We start from the raw sequence: 25,217 nt of genomic DNA on the forward strand, positions 1-25,217 counted from the left end.
TAGTAACGTTATAACATACAAATCTTTGCAGCAATATCTTAAGCCAGCGCTGCGATATTAATTTTTTTAATGACTTCATGATTTAATTGAGGGAAGGACTAGGACTATGACAAGTACCCTTCAGCACAAAATCTGCACTGATATGGCACCTTTTCTTCCCGGTATGTTGCCGGATCGACTCGCTAATGAGTGCGATCTGATCGGCCTCGGGCTCGATTCACTAGCGATGATGAAACTGGCCGCTATGTGGCGTCGTCAAGGTTACGATGTGTCGTTTGCCCGCTTGATTGAACAGCCACGTCTGGATGCCTGGCTGGCTTTGATGACGCAACAAACGCTGGCCGCGGAGCAGGAAGAAAAGGCCGTGTTGCCTGGCACACATGAAAACGAATCTTTCCCACTGGCGCTCATGCAGCATGCCTATTGGGTGGGGCGAGACAGTGCTCAGCATCTGGGGGGCGTTGCTGCGCATTTCTACCATGAGTTCGATCTACCGCAACTGGATGTTGCGCGCCTGGAAAATGCGGTACATCAGCTGCTTGCCCGCCACGGTATGCTTAGGGTGGCCATTCTGGAAGAAGGGCAGCAGCAAGTTCTTGAACACGCGCAGTGGTCCGGGCTTAGGGAATATGATTTACGCCAGGAGACAGCAGATACCGCCACCCTGCGAATGGAAGCGATTCGCGCCGCGCTGTCACATCGCCAGCTAGATATTGCGCAAGGCGAGGTGTTTGACGTGCGTGTGACGCATAAGCCCGCCGCCCTAGGTGGCGGCTGCCGCCTGCATTTTAATCTCGATATGATTGCGGCGGATGCCATGAGCCTGCGCGTTCTGTTGAACGATCTGGCGACGCTCTATCTGGAGCCGCAACAGCCGCTGCCTGTGCTGGATCTTTCCTATCGCCAGTATCAGCAACTGCGCCACGCCTGGCTGCAGCAACCGCAGCAGCAGGCACGTTACGCGCAAGACAAACAGTGGTGGCTGGAACGTTTAGCCGATTTGCCTGGCGCACCGATGTTACCCAGCGTTGGGTTAAACCCGGGCAGTGCGCAGCAGACGGTAGTCCGTCGCCATCGTTGGTTTGATGCCAGGGCCCGTCAACAGCTGGAGGCCAGTGCGCGCGAACATCAACTGACCTTGCCGATGATGATTGCCGCTGCGTTTGCCGAAGTGCTGACCCAGTTCAGTGACGACGAAGATTTCATTCTTAACCTGCCGTTGTTTAATCGTGAACCGTTGCACACCAGCGTACCCGCGCTGGTGGGGGATTTCACTTCGTCAGTGCTGCTGGCGTGGCAGGGCAGCAACCCTGGCAGTTTCCTGGAGCGCGCGCAGCGCCTGCAACAGCAGTTCCGTCAGGATGCGGCACATGCCTGTTTTTCCGGCGTAGAAGTGCTGCGCGAAGCGGCACGCGTGCGCGGGCAGCAGCAGTATGCTCCCGTGGTATTCACCAGCGCTTTGGGGCTGGGAGAATTGTTCAGCGAACGCGTACAGCAGGCCTTTGGGCAGCCCGGCTGGATTGTCTCACAGGGGCCACAGGTGTGGTTGGATGCGCAGATTACCGAGTTAAATGAAGGCATTCTGGTGAACTGGGACGCGCGTGAGTCTTGTTTTCCGGCGGGCATGCTTGATTTGATGTTCGATCAATTTACGGGGCTGCTTGAGGCGCTCATCGCCAGTGAGCAGGCGTGGCAACAGCCGGTGCAGAGTGCGTTACCCTCTGCGCAACGGGCCGTGCGCCAGCGGGCGAACGACACCGATGCCCCTTTGCCTGAGAGCGATTTGCACAGTGCCTTCTTTCGTCTGGCACAGCTGCAGCCGGAAGCTCCCGCGTTGTTTGGCACACATCAGACACTCAGTTATGGCGAGGTGGCTGACCGTGCACGCCGCCTGGCGACGCATCTGCTCAATCAGGGCGTGCAGCCAGGAGAACCGGTGGCGATCGCTTTGCCCAAAGGACCGGAGCAGATCATTGCGGTGTTGGGGGTACTTGCCAGCGGTGCTGCGTGGCTACCGCTCAACCACCTGCAACCGGAACAGCGTATTAACGCCATCCTGCAAAATGCCGGGGTGAAACAGGTTGTGGACCATCTGCCGGATGAAGATTCGCGGCTCCCTCTGGCGGAGGTCACTCGCAGCGATCCGCAGCATCTGGCTTACGTTATCTACACCTCTGGATCAACCGGCACGCCGAAAGGGGTGGAGATCAGCCATCTGGCAGCGAAAAACACCATCGACGATCTTAACCGCCGCTATCCGCTGGGCGATTGCATGCGCACTCTGGCGGTGTCGGCGCTGAGTTTTGACCTGGCGGTATACGACATTTTCGCGCCGCTGTCAGTGGGTGGGGCGGTGGTGTGCATTGAGGATGAGAGCTGGCGCGACGCGCAGCGTTGGGTGGCGTTGATCCGGCAGCATCAGGTCAGCGTACTGAACTGCGTGCCTGCCATTGCGGAGATGACGTTCACCAGTGCCGCTGCGGACAACCTGACGCTACCACTCAGGATTGTGCTGCTGGGTGGCGACTGGGTTCCGCTTGATCTGCCGAAAAAGTTACGCGCAGTCGCTGAGCAGTGTCGCTGCATTGCGCTGGGCGGCACGACCGAAACGGCAATTCACTCGACGATTCAGGAGATCACCACCGTGCCGGCTGAATGGCGCTCGGTGCCTTATGGATATCCGCTCAACAACGTTCGTTGCCGTGTTGTGGACAACCTGGGCCGGGATCGCTGTGACTGGGTCAGCGGCGAGCTGTGGATTGGCGGCTCAGGCGTTGCGCTCGGCTATCGCCACGATCCCGAGCGCACCGCCGATCGTTTTGTCGTAGAGAACGGTGAACGCTGGTATCGCACCGGCGATTTAGCGCGCTATCATCCCAATGGCTCACTGGAGTTTCTGGGGCGACGCGATCATCAGGTGAAAGTGCGGGGCTACCGTATTGAGCTGGGCGAAATTGAATCCGCGCTGGTTGCCCACCCTGCCGTGACACGCGGTATTGTTCTGCTCGATGATGAACAACATCTGGTCGCGGCCTATACCTGCCAGCAGCCGGTAGAGAGCACGGCGCTGCGCCAGCATCTGCAACGTTACCTGCCGCAGGAAATGGTGCCGGAACGGCTGGTGGAGCTGCCTGAACTTCCGCTCAGCCACAACGGTAAAATTGATCGCAATTTACTGCGGCAGTTACTGGCCGACCATGCACCGGAAACGGCCCACACCTACGAGGCCGCCTTGCCCGGCGTAGAACAACAGGTGGCTGCGATCTGGCATAAAACACTCGGTATATTACCGGGCCGTCAGGATAATTTCTTCACGGCAGGCGGTGATTCACTGCTGGCCACCCGTGCCGTGGCAGAACTTCGTCGCCAGGGATTTAGCGCTGTTACCCTGTCAAAACTCTTCGCTCAGCCGGTATTGGCAGATTTCTGTCAGACATTGCGCTGCAACCAACCGACAACCGCCACGCCTGCCATCGTTCATGATGCTAACGGACGTTACGATGCCTTCCCGCTGACGGACGTGCAGCAGGCTTACCTGTTTGGCCGAGAAAGTGAGTTTGCGCTGGGCGGCATTGGCTGTACGTTCTATCGTGAATTTGAGGTTAATCATCTGGATCTCGCGCAACTGGAACGCGCGGTGAACCAGTTGATTGCGCGCCATGACATGCTGCGGGCGGTATTCAGTAACGGCCAGCAGCAGGTTCAAAAACAGGTGCCGCATTATCAGATCCCGCTGTTCAACCAGACGGGTGAAGATAACGTTGGTCTGCAACGCGCAGCATATGCCTCACACAGCTTCGATCCGCAGCGCTGGCCGCTGTTTAGCGTCAGCGTGGCGCAGCGGGGTGAAACGCACCGAGTGGCGATCGCTATCGACAACCTGATCCTCGATGCGCTCAGTATCCTGTTGTTCTATCAGGAACTGGACGCGCTCTATCATCAGCGTTCGTTGCCGGCAGCCCCCGCTGTTCAGTTCCGTGATGCGCTACTGGCACGCCTGCCACAGCAGGCGCAACGTGAGGCTGCTTGGGACTGGTGGCGGCCACGTCTCGACCACCTGCCGCTGGCCCCGCAGTTGCCGCTGGCCCGGCAACCTGAAGCGATGTCGGTACCGCAGTTTACCCGCCGTGAGTACTGGCTGGACTCGGATCGCTGGCAGCAACTGACGCGAAAAGCCCGCCAACAGGGTGTAACACCTTCAGCGGTGATGCTGAACGCATTTGCGACCGTACTGCGGCGCTGGAGCCATCAGCCGGACTTTACCCTCAATTTGACCCTGTTCGATCGTCCTGAAGGGCACGATGATATGACCCGGGTGATGGGTGATTTCACTTCGCTCGTGTTGGTGCCGTGTCGTCATGCCGACGGCGGCTGGCTGGATGAAGTTTGCCAGGTACAACGCGATATGTGGGGCTCGCTGGATCACCGTTCGCTCTCAGCCGTTGAGGTCCTCCGCGAACTGGCTCGTCTGCATCAGGCGCCTGAACTGGTGATGCCGGTGGTGTTTACCAGCGCTTTGGGAATAAGCGCAGAACCGGAACAGGGCATCTTCAGCCAACCCGTTTATGGCCTGTCACAAACGCCGCAGGTCTGGTTGGATCACCAGTTAACCGAGCTGGCAGGAGGCGTCTCGCTGGTCTGGGATGCGGTAGAGGCTCTGTTCCCGGCGGGTATGCTGGATGCGATGTTTACCGCCTATCAGCAGCTCATCCATCACTTATGTGACCAGAACTGGCAGCAGTCGCTTCCAGATCTCTTGCCTGTGCCTCAGCGCCTGGTGCGAGAGGCAACCACTGTCGCTGCACATCACCCCTATGTTGCGGAAACATTGCATCACGCCTTTTTCCAGCAGGCCAGTCGGACACCGCAGCAGGCGGCGCTGATTTGGTTGCAGGAGCAGCAAACCTGTCAGCTTTCTTATGCTGAGCTGGCGCAGCAGGCGCTGAAACTGGCGCACTGGCTGCAACAGCAGGGAACGCTGGCGGGCGATAGGGTGGCGATTTCACTGCCGAAAGGCCCGCAGCAGGCGATCGCGGTGCTGGGAGTATTGGCTGCGGGGGCCAGTTGGGTACCAATCGGTATCGATCAGCCACAGGCACGCAAACAGGCGATTTTGCAACGGGCCGACGTACGGCTGGTGCTCGATCAGGACACGCCCTTGACCGGCGATCAGGCCGTGCAGACGGACGTCGCGGCGTTGGCTCATCCGGTAGCAATCTCCCCCCAGCAGCTGGCGTATGTCATCTTCACATCGGGCTCGACCGGAGAACCCAAAGGCGTTGAGATGTGCCACGCCGCCAGCCATAACACGGTGCACGATTTGCGCCAGCGACTGGCGATGCAACCGCAAGACCGCATTCTGGCGCTCTCGGCACTCGATTTTGATCTTTCGGTATTTGATCTGTTTGCGCCGTTAGGCTGCGGGGCTGCGCTGGTGATGGTGGATGAGGAGTACCGTCGCGATGCGGCTCACTGGATACACTTAATGCAAACCCATGGGGTCACCCTGTGGAATTCGGTGCCAGCGCTGCTGGAGATGCTGCTGACAGCTGCGCAGAACGTCACGTTGCCTGCGCTGCGGGCGTCGTTGATTTCCGGTGACTGGATCCCGCTGTCGCTGCCAGAGAGATTACAAATGAGCGCCCCGGGCTGCCGTTTACTGGCTCTGGGGGGCGCCACCGAAGCCGCTATCTGGTCAAACATTTTCCCGGTGACCAGGATCAAACCTGACTGGCGTTCGATCCCTTATGGTTACCCGCTACATAATCAGCGCTGGCGTGTGCTTAATGCGGTCAATACCGATTGTCCTGACTGGGTGGAAGGCGAGCTGCTCATCGGCGGCGCGGGTCTGGCTCGCGGCTATCTCGGCGATCCAACGTTGACGGAGGCCCGTTTCCCTGTGCTTGACGGCGAGCGCTGGTATCGTACCGGCGACCGTGGCCGCTACTGGCCAGACGGTACGTTGGAGTTCCTGGGGCGACTGGATACGCAGATGAAGCTGCGCGGCCATCGCATTGAGGCCGGTGAGGTTGAACAGGCATTGCAGGCGCTTAACGGCATCGACCAGGCGGTGGTCTCATTGTGGCACGATGGCATCACGCAGCGACTTGTAGCCGCCGTCGCCCCCCACACCCCTACCCGTGTCGAGCAGGATGAGGTATTCCATCCTGACAGTACTCAACGTGGTCTGCTGCAGTATGAATCGGCGGTGGCCGAACACATTCTGACGGAGCTCCTGCAACTGCCGGCGGAAGCCGGTGCCGTCTGGCAAGTGCACGCGCTTCAGCCCGATGAAAAGGGCGAGCAGGTGCTGCAACTGTGGTTGAAATGGCTGGTGTCGCGTGGTGTGGTGCAGCCACAGGATGCACACTACATTGCCACCGGAACCGCTGCCGCGATCGCCAGGCCTGCAACGGCGCAGATCGTTGCGGCGCGCACCCGCTATGCCAGCTGGCGCGCCATGTTGCGAGGTGAACAAGACCATGCCGCACTGCTGACCGACAGCGTATTCAGCCCTGCCAGTCTGTCGGCAGCGGATGATGAGACGCGGCAATGGTTGTCACAGCTGGCGCTGCATGTTCACGGCCTGTTCCACCAGCGAGGTCAACCGATCAACATCGTGGAGATCAACGGTGCCGGCGGGCAGCACAGCGCTGTGCTGTTGGCGCGCCTGCCGCAGGGCAGCGTGCATTACACCCTGCTGGAATCCTCCCCATTGGCGCTGGAGCAAGCGCGGACTCAACTGGCAAACGGCGGTCATCAGATCGATTTCCTGTTGCTGAATGAACTGTATGTGCCGGAAGAACTGCAAAACTCGGCTGACATCGTGCTGGCGGCGAATGCGCTGCACCGCTACGCCCAACCATTACATGGGCTGAAGGCAGCCTCTCAGTTGCTGAGGCCTACAGGCGAGCTGTGGATGATGGAGCGCCAGTGTCTGACACCGGTTGCCATGATCAGCGCCGGGCTGCTGGCGGGAGGGTATGGCAATAGCAGAAAAGATCCGCTGCGTACTGGCGCGGTGTGGCAGCAACGCGCTCAGTCCAGTGGTTTTACATCCGGTGAGTGCAACCTCAGCGGTCTCGCCGCCACCTTAACTCTACGCCCTTCACATCATCACGGGCTGCCCGCTAACTGGTCGAGTCAGCTGGCGCAGAAACTTCCCAAAGCCATGGTGCCGGAGCGGTTGGTTATGCTGACACATCTGCCACTGACTGCAAACGGTAAGGTTGATCGTAAGCGCCTGCAATCACTGTATGACAATCTGCCCAGGCCGCAACAACAGCAGGAAACACTCAGTGAAACCGAAGCAAAACTCGCTCAGCTATGGGGAACATTGCTTGGCATTACGCCGCACATCGGCCGCCAGCAGGGCTTTTTTGAATTAGGGGGGGATAGCTTGCTGGCCACCCGCCTGATTAACCTGATCCGTGATGAATTTGCCGTCGACATCGCGCTGCGAAAAATCTTTAGCGCACCTGGCCTGAAGGCAATGGCTGCCGAGATTGAGGCACAACAGGCTCAAGTTGCCACCATGGAAGGGGGTGTTCTGTGATTGGTATTTTGGGAGGATTTGGTGCCGTGGGCAGCGGGGTCGCGCGTATTCTGCATCAGTGGGGAGAAACGTCGCTGCGCGTGGGGGGGCGTCACCCGCAACCCGTCGCCTGGGCACAGAGCTGCTATGTGGATGTGAGTGACGAAGAAAGCCTCATGATGTTCGCCACCGGCTGTCGGTTGATCGTGAACTGTGCTGCGCCTTCGGCACGGCTGTCACAACAGGTGGCTAACCGACTGCACGCGGCGGGTATTCCGCTGGTTGACGCCGGCGGGATTGACTGTCCGGCAGCGTTACAACCTCCGGTTGGGGGATGTCCATGCAGCGCGCTGTTCGCAGCAGGTGCATTGCCTGGCTTGTCTGGCATTTTGCCTACGTGGTTAGCGCGTACGCTGGACCGAGCCGATGCATTGCACTGTTGGTTTGGCGTGTTTGATCGTTTCACCCCTGGCGGAGCAGAAGATTATCTTGAGGGTGTGCTGCGCGCGTCAGGCCCTAAGCATACCCTGCCGCGACGAAAGTCCAACGTCAGCCTGCCTTTCTTTCCTCGCCCGGTGCAACTGCAGCCTTATGAAGATGAGGAATCGCGCCGAGTCACCAATCAATTGGGGGTGCGCCACAGTCGCTGGTATCTCGCGCTTGATGGTGAACACCTGGTTCGCGCATTAGAAACAGCGCGTGTATTGCCGCAAGAGGCAGCAATATACGCGGTGGTGGAGGGCGCGGCACTGGATGTAGCGGGTCGACATGCATGGGTTAACTTTTTGATCCAGGTTGATGGAGTGCGTCAGGGCACTAACACCACGTTAACCTTATTGCTGAAAGCTCCGGGCATTGCTCAGTTAACCGCCGCATGTGCGGCGGCATGCGCTAAATGGCTGCTAAAGTCACCTCAGCCGGTCGTGGGGATGGCAGCCGAGTGCATTGATATCGAAGCGTTTATGCTGCTGTTCTGCCGTGAGCAAACCGGTATTGATATTGAGCTGTTTGACAGCGGGATTGAGCACTTAAACGAAATGAGTGGAGGTGCGCTATGAACGCGGTTCCGTTAAAGGTGCTGGTGTGTGGCTCCACCTTTGGCCAGTTCTGGTTGGCGGCACTGCAGCGTTATCCGCTGCACTTTAACGTGGTGGGGCTACTGGCGAGCGGCAGCGCACGTAGCCGTGATTGCGCGCAACGCTATGACATTCCGCTCTATACCGATATCGCCGCATTGCCTGAAGACATTGACCTGGCCTGCGTGGTGTTGCGTGCCACCGTGATGGGCGGTGCAGGCAGCGTTCTGGCACAGCAACTGATGGCCAGGCGCATTCATGTCATTCAGGAGCAGCCCGTTCATCATGATGAGGTGGTGGCGAACCTGCGCTCAGCGCGTGAATTCGGTGTGCAGTATCGGGTCGGCAACCTCTATCCGCATCTGCCGGCGGTGGAGCAGTTCATTCAGTCTGCCCACCGCTTACTGCGGCGGCAAAAGCTTCAGTTTATTGATGCCGCGTGCGCCAGCCAGGTGGCGTTCCCACTGATCGCGATGCTGGTGGAAGCCCTTGGCGCACCTCGCCCGTGGCAGTTTCAGGCGCAGGCGCAGTTACCAGAGGCACCTTTCCAGGTGGTGCAGGGACAGTTGGCCGGAATCCCCTTAACGTTGAGTGTGCATAACGAAGTCGATCCGCAGGACCCTGACAACCATTTCCAGCTGTTGCAACAGATCACGCTGGGCTTGCCCGCTGGACGGTTATCGTTGATCGATACACATGGGCCGGTGATGTGGTTCCCGCGTTTGCATATCCCTGAGGCGGTAAAACGCGACCGCGATTTTAGCAGCCCACAATCAGCACATCTGATGGAAGAGACCAGCGCCATTATCGGCGAGGTTCAGCGCGCCAGCTGGCGCACCACACTGGCGGAACACTGGCCAGAAGCCATTGCCCAAGACTTACTGGCGCTGGCGGAGAGCATCCGGTCTCCTGATGCACCCCGCTGGAGCCCGCAATCCCTGCTAACTCAGTGTCAGATGTGGCAAGCGCTGACCAAAACACTCGGCTATCCGCGTCTCAATCCAGACCAGCGGTTTGAACCCCTGGCGCGTACCTTGCTGCCTGTCACCACCGGGCTGGAACGCAAAGCCACCCCACAGTGGGATTTTACCCAGCGGGCAGAGCTGCTGGTGAGTGGCATTACGGCGCAGCAGGTGACGGATTTTGTCGCGCGGATGGATGAAGCTTGCCTGAGCGCCATGCTGTTTAGCCTGCAACAGGGAGGCGCGCTGACGCATCCCGATCAGGGCCACGATCTGCCAGGGATTTTGCAACAACTCCAGGTGGCCGAAGCGCATCACGCCCTGATTGGACGCTGGCTGATGCTGCTGGCCGATGCCGGTCTGGTGGTGCAACGAGGCGCGCACTACTTTAGCCGACGAACGATCGGCTATACCGAGCTGCATCACAGCTGGCAGGCGGTGCACAGGGCGTGGGACAACCGCCTGGGCTCTGCCACTTTTATCGATTATCTGTGGCATAACGCGGAAAAGCTGGGTGAGCTGATGCGCGGCGAGCAGCAGGCGGCGCTGCTGCTGTTCCCGGAAGGCCGTAACGATATCGCCGATGCGGTCTATCGCCACACCATCACCGCCCGTTATCTCAACACCCTGATTGCCGACTGGGTCCTGAAGCAGCTCAGCCAGCGAACGGCGCCGCTAAAAGTACTGGAGATTGGCGCAGGCACCGGTGCCACCACCGAACGGGTACGGGAACGGCTGCACGAGGCGTATGGGGAAACACCGCCGCTCAACTGGCTGTTTAGCGATGTCTCGCGCTTTTTCCTGGTGAATGCGCAACAGCGCTATAGCCATCTCTCCTGGCTCTCGACCGCACTGATCGATATTGACCGCCCCCTCACCGAGCAAAACGTCGCCGCAGATTCCCAGGATGTGCTGGTGATGGCGGGGGTGCTGAACAATGCACACAACAGCGAACAAACCATTCGTTGGCTGGCCGAGGTGTTACAACCGGGCGGTGTCATGTTAATCACCGAACCGACGCGTGAACATCTGGAAATTCTCACCTCACAGGCCTTTATGATGCCACCGCCACAGGACGACCGGCAGCGCAGTGAACAGCGCTTCCTCTCACCAGAGCAGTGGCGGGATCTGCTGCAGCGCGCCGGGTTGATTTGCGAGGCTTGCCTGCCCGACGAGGGGCATGTGCTCGCTCCGCTCGGGCAGCGCCTGTTTATCGCACGGAGGCCCAATGCTTAAGTGCAGCCATATTCTCTGCAAAGTCGATAACATTCGTGACTGCGTAGCCCAGCTTGAACAGGCTGGGTTCAGTGTGCAGTGGGGGGGCGATCCGGCGCGGGCGCACAATGCGTTGGTGTGGTTTGAAGAGGGGCCGTTTCTGGAATTCTTTGAACTGCCGCGCTGGTTTCGCTGGCTGAGCTATCCCTTTGGCTGGCGCTTCGGTTCCAGCGCCGGTCGGCGTCTTAGAGGTTGGGCGCAGGCTGGCGAGGGCTGGTGTGATGTGGCGTTGGAACCTGAACAGTATCAGCCTGAAGCACCACTTAGCCTGGATAACGTCAGTCAGCATTTGCGTCAGCAGGCGCTGGCCGGTTCGCGCGTCGTAAGAGGCAACCGTAAATCGGTACAGGGTGAAAGGGTGCACTACCACTTTATGATGCCGCGCGGTAACGATCTGCCGTTTATCGTCTCTCATTACCACCCGCTGCAGCGACCGGCCTGTGTCCGGCATGCCAATGGCGCACGCGCCGTGACCCGGGTGGACTTCCATATCCCGCGACTCAGTTACAGCCAGTTGCAACGCCTGTTGCCTGCTGACCGCTGGCTCAATAGTCAGCAGGGTGAGCGGCGCTATGTCAGAAGCGTGGTTTTACAGGGGTGGCAGGCACTGCCGCAGACATCCGATTTCATCCAGTCGTTATTTAACCCGTCGCAGGAGGCGTAATGCGCGAGCTATTTTCTGCCTTACAACAGGTGTTGGAAGGGGATTTACTGTTGCCGCAGCATGCGGAATACGAAGTTGCACGCCGGGTACGCAACGCCCGTATTGACTACCGGCCCACTGCGATTGTGCGCTGCGTCAGCGTGCAGGATATTCAACAGTCACTGCAACTGGCGGAGATTCAGCAACTGTCGGTTGCGCTGCGCGGCGGTGGCGCTCACGTGGCCGGTTACGGCACCTGCCAGGATGGGCTGGTGCTTGATCTGTCCCGCATGAAGCAGATCGCTATTGACCCGGATAAACGCCTGGCGCACGTCGCCCCAGGGGTCACCTGGGGCGAGCTGGATGCGGCAACTCAGGCGTACGGTCTGGCGGTACCCGGCCCGCGCAATCCCACTATCGGTATCGCCGGGCACACCCTGGGCGGCGGCGTTGGCGACCTGTCGCGCCAGTTTGGCTTGACCAGCGATAACCTGGTGAGCTGTGAGCTGGTTACGTTGTCCGGTGAAGTGCTGGAAGTGAACCCACAGCACGATGCCGAACTGTTCTGGGGTTTGCGCGGCGCGGGCGCCAATTTTGGCGTGGTATCGCGTTTCACGTTTCAATTGCATCCCGTTGAGGGCGTCGTGGCCGGCGTGCTCGCGTGGCCCGCACGGGACATTCCCGCTGTGCTGCGTCGGGCACGTAGCTGGCTGACGCAGGCACCGGATCAGGCCTCGTTGATTGCCCTTGTCTGGACGGCACCGCCGCTGCCATTTTTGCCAGAATCACTGCATTTTGAGCGCAGTATCATGCTTATTCCCACCTGGTTTGGTGCGCCAGAACAGGCGGAACAAGTGCTTGCGCCCCTTAAGGTGGGCGCGCTGTGCGACACGCTGCAACCGATGCGCTACGTCGATTATCAGCGCCTTCTGCCCTCGGCGCCCAACTATCTACAGCAGCATGTTTACAACCGTGGCGAACTGCTGCGTGAGCTGGACAATGACACGCTCGAGCGACTGCTGGCGCTGTTTCAGCGTGCCGGCCCGAACTTCTCGCTGGTGTTTGGCGCACTTGGCGGTGCCATTGCCCGCGCCCCGGCGGGCGCAACCGCGTTTGCCCACCGGGATGCCAACTGGTTTGTTGAAGTCTGCGCCCAGTGGTACGGCGAGCCCGATAACCCAGCGATGCTGGCACCCGCCATTGAGGCTTGGCAACAGCTGCAAGCGGTGAGCTGCGGCCCTTACGCCAACCTGCTGCCTGACCATGAGCCGCGTTGGGCGCAGGCCACGTATGGCAGCGGATGGGCACGCCTGGCGGCACTCAAACAGCGCTTCGACCCGACTAATCGCCTGCGTTTTAACGTCAATATTCCGCCCCGGTCGTCCCGCGCGACGGCTCCGGGCGAGGAGGATTTAGCATGACTGACCATTCCATCGCCCTTGAACTGCTTCAACGCCTGCGCAACCGTGGCGTACAGCTGTGGGAGGAGCAGGGCAAGCTAAACTACCGTGCGCCGCAGGGCGTGATTTCAGCGGACGATTTACACACGCTGAAAGCCCATAAAGCCGATGTGTTAGCTATTCTCGCCGGAGAACAGCAGCAGACTACACTGATAGCCGATGAGACTGCGCGCTTCGCACCGTTTCCCCTAAGCCAGGTGCAGGCGGCGTATCTGGTCGGGCGTAATGATGCCTTTGGCTATGGCGGCGTGGCCTGCCATGTTTATCTGGAGGTGAATTATCCACCGCTGCAGCATGCCAGAGTCAGTGCTATCTGGAATGAGCTGGTCGCGCGACACGACATGCTGCGTGCGGTGTTTGATCGCAGTGGCAGCCAGCGCGTTTTACCCGATGTGCCGGAACTGCTCATTGACTGCGCGAGTAGCGGAGCAGAGCAGGGCGAAGCGCTGCTGGACAGCGTGAAGCAGCAGATGGGGCATCGACTCTACCAGCCCGAGCAGTGGCCGCTGTTCAGCCTGAGTCTGTCGCAGTTGCCGGCACGCAGCGTGCTGCATTTGTCGATGGACTTCCTGATTGCCGACTGGGCCAGTATCTGGCTATTGCTGGGCGAGTTTGAAGCGCGTTACCAGCATCCTGACCAGCCGCTGCCTCCGCTAAAGATTCAGTTCCGCGATTATCTGCTGGCGGAGCGCGGCAGGGATGAGTCACCGGCGGCCCAACGCGATCGTGCCTGGTGGCAGCAGCGTATTCCTCAGCTGCCCGCCTCGCCGCAGCTCCCGTTGCTTGATACACAGGAACGACAGCCCGCACGCTTTACACGACGTTTTTTGCAACTGCCGGAGGAACGCTGGGCGGCACTCAAACAGCAGGCGGCACAGTGCGGTATTACCCCTACAGCGGCGGTGTTAACCGCCTATGCCAGCGTGCTGCAGCGTTGGTCTGCCAGCGAACACTTCTGCCTGAATCTGACGGTACTTAACCGCCAGCCGCTGCATGAGCAGGTGGATCGTCTGGTGGGCGATTTCACCTCGGTCAGCCTGCTGGAGGTCGATCAGCGCCATCCAATGAGCTGGGCGCAGCGCGCCAACGCCATTAGCCGGCAATTGTATGATGACCTGGATCATCGCCTTTGTTCCGGCGTCGAGGTGATCCGTGAACTGGCGCGCGCCAAAGGGCGCGATTACGCTTTGATGCCTTATGTTTTTACCAGTGCCATCGGCCTGGTGCCTGCCGATGCAGAAAACGCGTTGCAGGGCAAACTGGATGGACGTGGCATTACCCAGACGCCGCAGGTGTTTATCGACTGTCAGGCGATGGACAGTGCTGCCGGTTTACAGGTCAACTGGGATGTGCGCGACGGGGTATTCCCGTCGGGGATGATCGACGATCTGTTTGCGAGCTTTGAATCACTGCTGAATGCCATGGCGCAAGAAGATGCGATTTGGCAGCAGACCGCGCAGGTTGCACTCCCCGAATGGCAACGTGAACAACGGTTGCAGGTCAATGATACCCACGCACCGCTACCCGAAGGCGGGCTGCACCAGCCATTCTTCGCACAGGCTCACCTGACCCCGGATGCGCTGGCGGTGATCGATCCCCTGCAGCAGATGACTTACCGTCAACTGGCGGACGCAGCCTTGCGTATTGCCGGCCATCTGCAGCGGCACGGAGTTGTCATCGGCGAACCGGTCGCGATCACGCTGGAAAAAGGTGTAATGCAGGCCGCTGCGGTGCTGGGTGCCATGGCGGCGGGGGCGGTCTGGGTGCCGGTCGATGTCTCGCAGCCGGCGGAACGTCGCCGGCAAATTCTGGCAAACGCGGGTATCCGACGGGTGCTGACCCAGCAACAGATCGTGGAGTGCGGCGTTAGTGGCGAGTGGCGTATTGATGTTGATGCACTGAACGGCAGCGAGCCGCTGCAGGAACCACACACTTCGCGCAGCAGCGATGCGGCCTATATTATCTACACCTCTGGCTCCACCGGCCAGCCCAAAGGGGTGGTGATGGGGCATCAGGCGGCACGGAATACGGTTGAAGACATCAACCAACGTTTCGCCGTGCAGGCCACCGACCGCGTGCTGGCGCTGGCGCAACTCGGCTTTGATTTGGCGATTTATGATCTGTTCGGGCCGCTAAGCGTGGGCGGCGCGGTAATCTATCCTGAACCGGCACGCGCCACCGATCCTTCGCACTGGATTGAACGCATCGAATCACAACAGGTGACCCTCTGGAACAGCGTGCCTGCGCTGATGCAGATGCTGGAGAGCGCGCTTCAGCACCAGCAACTGACGAGTTTGCGGCTGGCATTACTCTCAGGTGACTGGATCCCTTTAACGCTGCTGGATTCACTGGCGACGCGTCTGCCACGGCTTCAACTGGTAGCGCTCGGTGGTGCGACTGAAGCCGCCATCTGGTCTAACTATCACCGCTGGCAGGGCCGTGATGCCACGTGGCGCAGTGTCCCTTACGGTCTGCCGCTCAGCAATCAGGGCTTTCGCGTGCTGGATGACAACATGGCGGACTGCCCTGTGTGGTTGCCTGGCCATCTTTACATCAGCGGCGCGGGACTGGCGCAAGGCTATCTTAATGACGCGGAGAAAACTGCACGCCACTTCATCCATCATCCGCATGACCAACAGCGATTGTATTGGACCGGCGATCGCGCCCGCTATCTGCCGAACGGTGAACTGGAGTTTCTTGGTCGCGCGGACAATCAGCTCAAAATCAAAGGGCACCGCATCGAACCCGGGGAAATCGAAGCGGCGCTTAGTGCTTTACCGGGCGTGGAGAGTGCGTGCGTGGTGCCCCATGGCGAAGGTAACCAGCGGCAACTCCTGGCATTAGTCAGCGCGCAGCGTCAACCAGAGAACCGCGCAGATTACGCCCGCCTGACAGATGGTATTGATACCGCAACCGCAGATCTGGTGCAGGACATCACCGCCACGCAGTTACAACAGGCGATGACAGCCCTGGACGCTGTGGTGTTACAACAGATGCGTGACACGCTGGAAGCTTATGGTCTTAATGCTGAATTCAGTGAAGCTCAGCTACGAGAAACACCCGTGAATGCTCGCTTCTTCTGGCTGGTGCGCCGCTGGCAAGCGATGCTCGCGCAGGCGGGCGCTTTGCCTGATTACAGCTGGCAGCAGGTTGACGCACTGTGGCAGCCGTTGCTCGATGGCCCGGCATTTCTGGCTTACATCCGCAGCAACCTGGATAATCTCGCCGGGCTGCTCGAAGGGCGTGTTGACGCTCAGAAACTGCTGTTCCCGCAGGGGCAACTGACCAACGTGCAGGCGCTGTATCGTGAAAACCTGATGGCGAAGTACCTGAATCAGGCTGTCAGTGCACTGACGAGCCTGATTGCACAGCAGTGCGCCCAGCGGCCTTTACGTATCCTCGAAGTTGGCGCAGGCACTGGCGGCACGACGGCGGATGTGCTGGCAGCGTTGAGCGAGCAGGCGATTGAATACCACTTTACTGATGTGGCGGCCTTCTTTCTGCCTGAAGCGCGTGCCCGCTACGGTGAACGAGCGGGCATGCATTTTGGCCTGCTGAATATTGACGATGATATTCGCGCGCAGGGCTATTACCCGGAGAGCTTCGATATTGTGCTGGCCGCCGGGGTACTGGAAAACGCCCGTGACCAACGCCGGGCGCTGGAAAATATCCAGTTACTGACCGCGCCGCAAGGCTGGGTGATCCTGACGGAGCCGACGCGCGAATGTCCGTGGATCATGGCTTCTCAGGCATTCATGATGACGCCACCGGAAGACAGCGAACGTCAGCAGGAGAGCTATCTTGATCAGCATGGTTGGCAGGCGCTGATGCAATCGGTCAGCGGCGATCCGGTGCTGTGCCTGCCGCAGTCAGGTCACGTGCTGTATCAGCAGGGTTTCCATTTGCTGGCACAACAAATCAAAGGCGATCGTCTGCCGCTGTATCCGCAAGTGCTGCTCGACGCGCTGCAACAGAAATTACCGCGCTATATGATCCCGGCGCAGATTCAGTCGGTTGCAGCTCTGCCGCTAACGGCAAACGGAAAAGTGGACCGTAATACCGCCGTCAGTTGGTGGGTAGAGGAGACTGCAGATCATGGCACGCCGCTGGGCCTGCAACCGCAGGGGGATGCGCTTGAGCAGATGCTGTGCCAGCACTGGGCTGAAGCGCTGGGAATTAAACAGATCGCGCTCGACCAGGATGTGTATAACCTGGGGGCTGACTCGCTGATCATGGCACGCATGGCAGGCAAGCTGCGGCAGTTGCTGGCCGCTGACCCCTGGCAGATGGGAGAGATACCCTTTGATACTTTGCTGCGTCATATGCTGAATGGCCCAACGGTGCGCGCGCTGGCGCAGGCTATCCGTTCGCAGCATGCGCCTGAAGCGGCTGCCGCAGCGCCTCAAGCCGGAGATAAACTGCAGCCAGAAATCGAGGGCCGGGCTGAGGGCAGCAACGGTATTCTGCTGCCGATGGGGGGCGGGCGTGAAGGCCCGCTGCGGGTGGTGTTCCATGCCGGCCTGGGCACCATGGATTGCTTCCGCCCGATGCTGGCGGAGCTGGAGAAAGATCCGCGCGGGCCGGTCATCGGCATTGTGATTGCCGATACCGCACAATATTGCGCCTTGTCCCCACAACAGGCGGTTGAGCGCATGGCAGATGATTACGCACAACGCCTGCTGGCCACCGGACATAGCCGCTTCCAGCTGATTGGCTACTGTCTGGGCGGGTTGTTTGCGGTAGAAGTGGCGCGTCGCCTCAGCGAACAGGGCGCAGAAATCGCTGACCTGGTGCTGATCAGCAGCCATCCGGTGTTGTTCGAGGTGCAGGATGATCTGATGATCGAATCGCTGTTTATCCCCAATTTGCACATTACGCTGGCGCAGGCCGGTTTCGGTGAGGTGGATGGCGATGCATTAGTGAAGGGCTTTATGCAGGTGATTGAGCAACATCATGGTCGCATTCCGCAGGGTGCGCTGGCGCAGTTACCCGGCGCGGCGGGCTTGTTTTTCCAACAGATGCAGGCATTGCCGATTGAAGAGCGTTTTGCGCGTTATGTCGCGGGTGTGGAACAGTTTACCGGTCAGCAGATGCCTGCCGAAATGGCACTGGGCCTGTTCCGCGTATTCCGCCAGAGTTTCCATGCCGCACACTTCACCCCCAGCACTTATGTCGGCGATATCCGCTTCCTGTTGCCCAATCAGGGCTCTGGGTTCGCACCGGGTATGGATGACAATACGCTGAACTTCTGGCGTAACGTCTGCCTGGGCGATCTGCAGGTCACTTCGATTGCGGGTAATCACTTCAGTTGCATCGATACGCCCAACGCACAAGCCGTGGCGCAGCGGGTGAATGAGGGGCTGAAATGAAGTTACTGGGCCAACCCGGCAGGTTAGTGGCAAGCGTGCCGAAGGTGGCGCGCTCACTTAACCTGGCACTTCTTTTTGGCAGCGTGGCGGGCTTGCTCAACGTCAGCGGCATAGCGCTGCTGGCATGGGCGGTGACGCCATTACTGTCTGTCCCGATGTTACCACCGCCGTCATTTATCGCCCTCACCGGCAGTGTGCTGCTGTTGGTGCTGGCATTCTGGTTGCGCTTACAGGCAGAAGCACGGGCCCACGAAGCCAGCTATCAATTAGAGGAAGCGCTGCGCGAGCGTCTGGTGGAGTACCTCAGTTGTTTGCCGCTTGGAGTGGTACAGCAATGGGGCAGTGGGCGGTTACGTAAAATCCTCCAGGAGGATGTCAAAGCGCTGCACATTGCGGTGGCGGATGCGGTGCCGTTTATCGGTGCCAGCCTGAGTCAACCGCTGGCCGCACTGCTGGTGCTGGCGCTGGTGCAGTGGCGACTGGCACTGGTGGCGTTGCTGTTTTTGCCGATTAGCCTCGTGTGTATGGCAATGATGGCGCGTGAAAATCCGCAGCAGCGCAGCCGATACAATGAGGCCAGTGAGTCAGTCAATGCCGGGGTGATTGAACTGGTGCAGGGTATGGCGGTCATGCGTACCTTTGATAATGGCGCCGCGGGTTGGCGGCGCTTTAACGCGCGGCTGCAACAGTTTACGTCGGCGGTGGAAACCTGGATGGCAGGCAGCAAAGTGCCCTGGAAAATCAATCGTCTGGCAGGTGCCGCGTTACCGACGGCTGCGGTGCTGATGATAGCAGGTTTTGTGCTGTATCAAGCCGGGCAGGTTACCCTGGCGCAGTGGCTGCTGGCGTTGATGTTGGGTACGTTACCCATCAAAGCGCTCGAACCGTTAGTGCACCTGGCTAACTATCTGAATGACGCTGGCGCGGCCTCAGGCCGCATTGAAGAGGTGCTGCGGCAGGACGTGCTGCCAGAGCCACTACATCCGCAGCAACCGCAAGGACACGTACTCAGCCTGAACAAGGTCAGTTTTCACTACCCGGATCGGCCGCAGCCTGCACTCAGCGACGTGTCATTAACGCTCGCAGCGGGAACACGCTGTGCCATTGTCGGGGCTTCCGGTTCGGGAAAATCGACGCTGGCGCGCCTGATCCCGCGTTTTTATGACGTGACAGAGGGTAGCATTACGCTGGGGGGGTGCGATATCCGCCAGATGCGCAGTGATGTGTTGTTGAAGCAGATGGCGCTGGTATTACAGGAGCCGTTTCTTATCAGTGGCACGCTGGAGGAAAATTTACGACTGGCTGCGCCCGAAGCCAGTGATGCAGCGTTGCAGCACGTTATGGTCGCGACGGGGGTGAGCGAGATCGTTTCGGCACTGCCACAAGGATTAAACACGCAGATCGGTGAGCGAGGGAGCTCGTTATCGGGCGGCCAGCGTCAGCGTGTGACCCTGGCCCGCGCACTGCTGAGCAATGCGCCCGTGCTGGTGATGGATGAAGCAACTTCTTATCTCGATGCACACAACGAAAGGCATATTCAGCAGGCACTGGCGCAACTCGCGCCGGATCGCATTGTGATCACTATTGCTCATCGTTTGCAGACGGTCATTGACGCGGATGTGATTGTGGTGATGCACGAAGGCAGAGTGGCTGAGCAAGGCCGTCATGCTGACTTGCTGAATCAGGGCGGTTATTACGCGCGTCTGTGGCAGCACTATCAGCTTGCCAGTCAGTGGACGTTAAAGCGCGAGGGAGAAGTATGATGCGCATTTATCACAACATGATTGCGGTGGCAGGGGAGTTCGCTGCGCCATTTCGCCGAACGTTAGCGTGTGCGGTGGTAGCGGCGATGTTGCAAGCCGCGGGCTGGATTATCACACTGCCGCTGTTTTCGCTCGTATTAACACCGGGCGCACTGCCCGTGCGTGACATCCTGAGCTGGCTAGTGGTGCTCATTGTTTTGCTGCTGCTTGAAGGCATGGTGCGCTGGCGTGAAATGGCTTTTGTCTATGACTACTGGCATCGCGTGACGGAGGCCATGCGTCAGCGGCTGGCACATCGCTTGCGTGCCATGCCGCTGGAGCAGCTGGCACGGCGAAAAAGCGGCGATCTGGCAACGATTCTTGGCAATAACGTCACCTTTGCGGCAACGGCGCTCTCTTCACTGGCTACGCTGGCGATTCAACTGGCGGTGGTACCTGCGGTGGTGCTGGTGTTGATCTTCACGCTGGACTGGCGTCTGGGGGCGCTGCTGCTGGCGGGAACAGGGCTCATCGTGCCGCTGATACGGCGGGCACAACGTGATGCCAATCAGGATTTTCTGCGCATTGATGAAGTGGATGCGGCAGCCAGCGCAGCCATTGTTGAGTATGTGCAGGCTCAGGCGATGTTACGTGCCAGCGGCCGATCTGGCCTGAACGCGCCTTGTTTACGCGGGGTTTTTGCTCACCAGCATCAGGTGCAGCATCAAAGCGGCAATACTGCACGGCTGATTGCCAAAGCACAACTGATCATCCAGCTCACTCTGGTGGCTACCGTCGCGTTGGGGATGGGGTTATGCGCAACGCAACAGTTGCCGCTGGCATCACTGCTCTGCCTGACGGTGCTGGTAGCGCAAATGGTAGAGCCTCTGACATTGGGACTTTCCATGGTGCGCCTGTTTGAACTAGCGGACGCGGCGTTGCAGCGGGTGAATGCGGTGCTCAATGAAGCGGATCTGGTCACTGAACTGCCACTCCATCAACCACAGCACTTTGCGATTACGCTCAACAATGTCAGTTTTCACTATCAGCAGCAGGAAAAACCTGCACTCCAGGATGTGACGCTACACATTGCGGAAAAATCCCTGACGGCGTTGGTCGGTCCTTCGGGCGGGGGGAAAACCACGCTAACCCGATTGATGAGTCGCTTTGCCGATCCACAGCAGGGCACTATCACGTTGGGAGGCGCGGAATTAAAGCATATCCCCCCCGATCAGCTTTTAGCACAGGTTTCGGTGGTGTTTCAGGATGTGTGGCTGATGGACGATACGCTGGCGAATAACATCGCGTTAGGTAAACCGCACGCCACGCAGGAGGAGATCATCAACGCTGCACGTAAAGCGCATATTCACCACGTCATTGAAAGTCTGCCGCAGGGTTATGAGACACGGGCGGGTGAAGCGGGGAGTGCGTTGTCGGGGGGAGAACGCCAGCGGGTGGCGATTGCGCGCGCTATTCTTAAAGATGCTCCGGTTGTGTTACTGGACGAGCCTACGTCATCGCTGGACAGCGAATCGGAATATCATGTGCAGCAAGCGATAGACGCACTGGTGGCGGATAAAACGGTGGTGATTGTGGCGCATCGTTTATCCACCATTCGCGCAGCCGACCAAATTGCCTTTATTGAGCAAGGCCGTTGCGTTGAGTGTGGCGACCACGCCAGCTTAATGGCCATAAAGGAGGGGCGTTATCGGGCATTAATTGAGGCTCAGCATCACGCCCTCGACAGGTAATCCTTTCTCTTCAGGCACTCACAGCAAAATCGAGTGCCATTCATTCTTCCCCTGGTACTGACAACAAAAAAAGCAGAATAGATGATTGCGCTTTGATTGTTATGTTATAACATTGCAAATAATTATCATTTCACCTTTTAGGGAGTTTGGGGCCTTATGCAAAACAGGGCACAGAAATGGCCATCGCTGAAACCACTCAGCTTGGCCTTGATGGCAATCATGGTGGCATCGCAGGCCAGTGCAGAAGAGACGATAAATGTCGTCGCCGAATCTGCCGACAGCAGTGGATTGGTCGCAACACACAGTCAGAGCGCAACCAAAAGTGATACGCCATTACTGGAAACGCCGCAGTCGATCTCAGTGATTACTCGTCAACAGATGGATATGCAGAACGTTCGCTCTTTAAATGAAGCGCTGCGTTACACACCGGGCGTGGCGGCGGAGCAATGGGGTGGGGTGAGTGCGTTTGACCAGTTCTCAATTCGCGGATTCAATTACGGCTCCACCGGATTTAACGATCAGTTTCTCGACGGATTGCGCATGAACAACGGGATTGTTTATGGCTATCAACAGGTTGATCCCTTCCTGCTGGAGGATATTACCGTGGTGCGTGGCCCGGCTTCTGTGCTGTATGGCCTGGCCAGTCCGGGTGGAATTATCGCGATGCAGAGTAAACTGCCCACTGCGAAGACCATTCGCCATGTTGAGCTGGAAGGGGGAAATCATCAGTATCAGCGCGGCTCTTTCGATTTTGGCGGAAAAGTCAATGATGACGGCACGGTACTTTACCGCGTGGTCGGGACGGCAACGACCAAAGAAGGTCAGGAGCGGGGCACCGAAATGCGGCGCTGGGCGTTAGCGCCTTCCATTACTTTTCAGCCTGACTACTATAACAAGCTCACGATTTATGCGCGTGCGCAAAATGATTCTAAAATGGCAGCCCAGACGTCCCTGCCTGTTGCCGGTACGGCCAAATACAATCCTAACGGTAAATTACCGACAAACGCTTATCCAGGCGAGCCGGATCACAATACCTTTTCGCGTAAGCAGGCCTCTGTTGGCTATAGCGCAGAACACTACTTTAATGATGACTGGGATGTCACCCTGAATGGTCGCTACAGTCAGATGACATCAAAATATAACGCGGTGATTTTTGCCGGATTGCAGGACGATATGCGTACCATCAACCGATCAATCGCCGCATCTGACGAGCATTTCAATACCATCAATCTCGACAATCAGCTGCACGGACATTTCACTACGGCGGATATTGATCATCAACTTCTGGTTGGCATGAGCTGGGATCGCTTTACCGGGCACGGCAATTACGCCGCTTCTTATGATGTCCCCACGCTGGATATCTACAACCCGGTTTATGGCCAGGCCACCTACGGCACGCCTGAGAACTATCAGGATACGCGGCTGATGAATACACAGACCGGTTTGTATGCTCAGGATCAGCTGAGCTATGAAAAATGGCGCGCCACGGTGGGGGTGCGTCATGACTGGTCAAGCGTGCGTACCACTGACTTAATGGGTTACAGCGCGGATACCAAACAGCGTGATGAAGCCACAACCTGGCGTGCCGGCGTCAATTATCTGTTTGATAACGGTATTGCTCCGTATTTCACATACGCTCAATCATTCCAGCCGATCAACTCTGTGGACAGCAGCGGGAACGCGTTTGATCCCTCGCACGGCGAGTTGTATGAGGCAGGTATTAAGTATCAGCCCAAATCTTTGCCAGCGTTATTCTCTATCGCCGCCTTTAATCTTACCCAGGACAAAGTCCTGACCACTGATCCCAACAACATCAACTACTCGGTACAGGGCGGGAAGATTCGTTCCCGCGGCATTGAGTTAGAAGCGCGTGGCCAACTGACTGACCAGTTCAGCATCATCGGATCCATGACCTGGCAGAATGTGGAATACACCCAGGACAGCAATCGCGATGTCGTTGGGCGCACCCCACTGCGTATACCTACCCGTTTCGGTTCGTTGTGGGTCAACTGGGAAGCGCCGGAGTCCAGCTTTGCTTCCGGGTTTGGTGCAGGTGTGGGGGGACGTTTCAGCAATGGTACCAAAGGCGGCACCATGGAGAACCAGTTCAGCACCGCTGGCTATGGCGTGATGGATGCCGAAGTGCATTTCGATCTGGGACATCTGGCTTCCAACCTAAAAGGTGGAAAGGTGCAGGTCACCGCGCAAAACCTTACCGATCGTAAGTACATCACCAGCTGCTTTACCGAATCTCAGGGCTGTTTCTATGGGGCTGAGCGTGCCGTGATAGCGAAGCTGAGCTGGGATTTTTAAATAGTGCTTACTGTATAAATTACACAATTTATTACGAGATAAAATATGAATATTGTCATTCGCTGGTGCCGCTGGTTTTCCGGAAAAAGCAGGTCAAGACAGTACTGGAAAAGGGTTCACTTCTTAATCGTGATGGTCAAGCAAAGTAAATCTTACAAATCACTGCCTTTGATATCTCACCACTCACGGCATCAGCGATCCGCGTTTAAATGTTGCCTGCGGAGATATCAGTAACCCGGAACAATTGGCTACTCTGATTAACGAGAGGACAGACAGAGTGTTTCATCTGGCGGCTCTTGTTTATGGCATTCTTTCATTTGAAACTCGCCCGACTTTCACGCTTCCAGCGCGCTTTGAATATAGCGTTGCGGCGATACGCCCAGTTTTTTGCGAAACATGGCGATGAACGCGCTAGGGCTGGCATAACCCAGTTCGTGGGCCAGTTGACCCACGGCCACGCCGCGCGCCAGATTGCACACCGCCTCCAGCAGGCGAATTTGCTGGCGCCATTCCGAAAAGCTCAGCTGCGTCTCTTCGCGGAACAGCCGGGCCAGGGTGCGTTCGCTGGCGCCGACCTTTTTTCCCCACCAGGCGAGCGTTTCGCCATGGCCCAATTCGCGGCACAAAGCATCACATACCTGGCGCAGGCGCCGGTCGTTCGGCAGGGTCACGTGGCACAGTTGGCCGCTTTGCATGCGTTGAAACTCATCGCTCAGCAGATTTTGAATGAGCGTAAGCCGTTCGGCGGAAATGGCGTTTTCAAGCCCGGCGGCAATCAGGGGATGCAACAGAGGAGTGGCGCTCAGCCCCTGCGGCCGTGCACCATAGCGGCGAGAAAAGGGCGGCGTAAAGTAGATGTTGTGCGTCACGACGTCATTGATGGCTTCCAAACCGTGCGGTGTGCCGCTGGGGAGCCAAATGGCGCGGCCCGGCGAGAGCAGCCAGATATGCTGCGCGGTGGCGATTTTCGCCACGCCGCGCAGCGGCAAAATCAGCTGCCCCTGCTCATGCTGATGGACGGGCTCTTGGCTGCCGGGGCTGTAGCGCAGCTGGCGCAGGCCTTCAATAGCGTGATGGGATGTCATGTTTACC

10 protein-coding genes are annotated in these 25,217 nt (G+C 58.4%); 9 read left to right on the forward strand and 1 reads right to left on the reverse strand.

What is annotated here, in order from left to right:
* Positions 1–106: 106 nt before the first annotated feature.
* The 9 genes from ACJ8J5_RS02295 to ACJ8J5_RS02335 all read left to right on the forward strand — a co-directional run bounded on the left by ACJ8J5_RS02295 (position 107) and on the right by ACJ8J5_RS02335 (position 24,125).
* On the forward strand, positions 107–7,555 hold the full coding sequence (locus ACJ8J5_RS02295) for an amino acid adenylation domain-containing protein (protein WP_414104380.1): 7,449 nt from the start codon (positions 107–109) through the stop codon (positions 7,553–7,555).
* Positions 7,552–8,592: a hypothetical protein gene (locus ACJ8J5_RS02300; protein ID WP_414104381.1), complete on the forward strand. Its 1,041-nt coding sequence runs from the start codon at positions 7,552–7,554 to the stop codon at positions 8,590–8,592. Before ACJ8J5_RS02295 ends, ACJ8J5_RS02300 begins: the two co-directional genes overlap by 4 nt.
* A complete protein-coding gene (locus ACJ8J5_RS02305) occupies positions 8,589–10,808 on the forward strand; it encodes a bifunctional Gfo/Idh/MocA family oxidoreductase/class I SAM-dependent methyltransferase (protein WP_173890006.1) in 2,220 nt (739 codons plus the stop codon). Before ACJ8J5_RS02300 ends, ACJ8J5_RS02305 begins: the two co-directional genes overlap by 4 nt.
* Complete coding sequence (locus ACJ8J5_RS02310; RefSeq protein WP_173890003.1) at positions 10,801–11,511, forward strand: VOC family protein; 711 nt, start codon at positions 10,801–10,803, stop codon at positions 11,509–11,511. The genes ACJ8J5_RS02305 and ACJ8J5_RS02310 overlap by 8 nt, the downstream gene beginning before the upstream one ends.
* Positions 11,511–12,911 carry an FAD-binding oxidoreductase gene (locus tag ACJ8J5_RS02315; RefSeq protein WP_173890001.1) on the forward strand — a complete coding sequence of 467 codons (1,401 nt, stop codon included), beginning with the start codon at positions 11,511–11,513 and terminating at the stop codon, positions 12,909–12,911. Before ACJ8J5_RS02310 ends, ACJ8J5_RS02315 begins: the two co-directional genes overlap by 1 nt.
* Positions 12,908–18,319, forward strand: a complete 5,412-nt coding sequence (locus ACJ8J5_RS02320; protein ID WP_414104382.1) for a non-ribosomal peptide synthetase — start codon at positions 12,908–12,910, stop codon at positions 18,317–18,319. Before ACJ8J5_RS02315 ends, ACJ8J5_RS02320 begins: the two co-directional genes overlap by 4 nt.
* The gene (locus ACJ8J5_RS02325) at positions 18,316–20,082 is read left to right on the forward strand and encodes an ABC transporter ATP-binding protein (RefSeq protein WP_173889997.1); all 1,767 of its coding nucleotides are present in this window, start codon (positions 18,316–18,318) and stop codon (positions 20,080–20,082) included. The genes ACJ8J5_RS02320 and ACJ8J5_RS02325 overlap by 4 nt, the downstream gene beginning before the upstream one ends.
* Positions 20,079–21,812: an ABC transporter ATP-binding protein gene (locus ACJ8J5_RS02330; RefSeq protein WP_173889995.1), complete on the forward strand. Its 1,734-nt coding sequence runs from the start codon at positions 20,079–20,081 to the stop codon at positions 21,810–21,812. The genes ACJ8J5_RS02325 and ACJ8J5_RS02330 overlap by 4 nt, the downstream gene beginning before the upstream one ends.
* 156 nt (positions 21,813–21,968) lie before the next feature.
* On the forward strand, positions 21,969–24,125 hold the full coding sequence (locus tag ACJ8J5_RS02335) for a TonB-dependent siderophore receptor (protein ID WP_414104383.1): 2,157 nt from the start codon (positions 21,969–21,971) through the stop codon (positions 24,123–24,125).
* Between the two features lie 335 nt (positions 24,126–24,460).
* Here ACJ8J5_RS02335 and ACJ8J5_RS02340 read toward each other — a convergent pair whose 3' ends face one another.
* Complete coding sequence (locus tag ACJ8J5_RS02340) at positions 24,461–25,210, reverse strand: AraC family transcriptional regulator (protein ID WP_173889991.1); 750 nt, start codon at positions 25,208–25,210, stop codon at positions 24,461–24,463.
* Between the last annotated feature and the right edge of the window lie 7 nt (positions 25,211–25,217).

Source organism: Serratia sp. CY43202, from assembly GCF_052168755.1.
GTDB lineage: Bacteria > Pseudomonadota > Gammaproteobacteria > Enterobacterales > Enterobacteriaceae > Serratia > Serratia bockelmannii.

What these genes read in the sequence shown, in the direction of transcription:
- ACJ8J5_RS02315 (WP_173890001.1), top strand. Translation starts at nt 11,511, where the DNA reads ATGCGCGAGCTATTTTCTGCCTTACAACAGGTGTTGGAAGGGGATTTA.
- ACJ8J5_RS02325 (WP_173889997.1), top strand. Translation starts at nt 18,316, where the DNA reads ATGAAGTTACTGGGCCAACCCGGCAGGTTAGTGGCAAGCGTGCCGAAG.
- ACJ8J5_RS02295 (WP_414104380.1), top strand. Translation starts at nt 107, where the DNA reads ATGACAAGTACCCTTCAGCACAAAATCTGCACTGATATGGCACCTTTT.
- ACJ8J5_RS02310 (WP_173890003.1), top strand. Translation starts at nt 10,801, where the DNA reads ATGCTTAAGTGCAGCCATATTCTCTGCAAAGTCGATAACATTCGTGAC.
- ACJ8J5_RS02330 (WP_173889995.1), top strand. Translation starts at nt 20,079, where the DNA reads ATGATGCGCATTTATCACAACATGATTGCGGTGGCAGGGGAGTTCGCT.
- ACJ8J5_RS02305 (WP_173890006.1), top strand. Translation starts at nt 8,589, where the DNA reads ATGAACGCGGTTCCGTTAAAGGTGCTGGTGTGTGGCTCCACCTTTGGC.
- ACJ8J5_RS02335 (WP_414104383.1), top strand. Translation starts at nt 21,969, where the DNA reads ATGCAAAACAGGGCACAGAAATGGCCATCGCTGAAACCACTCAGCTTG.
- ACJ8J5_RS02340 (WP_173889991.1), bottom strand. Translation starts at nt 25,210, where the DNA reads ATGACATCCCATCACGCTATTGAAGGCCTGCGCCAGCTGCGCTACAGC.
- ACJ8J5_RS02320 (WP_414104382.1), top strand. Translation starts at nt 12,908, where the DNA reads ATGACTGACCATTCCATCGCCCTTGAACTGCTTCAACGCCTGCGCAAC.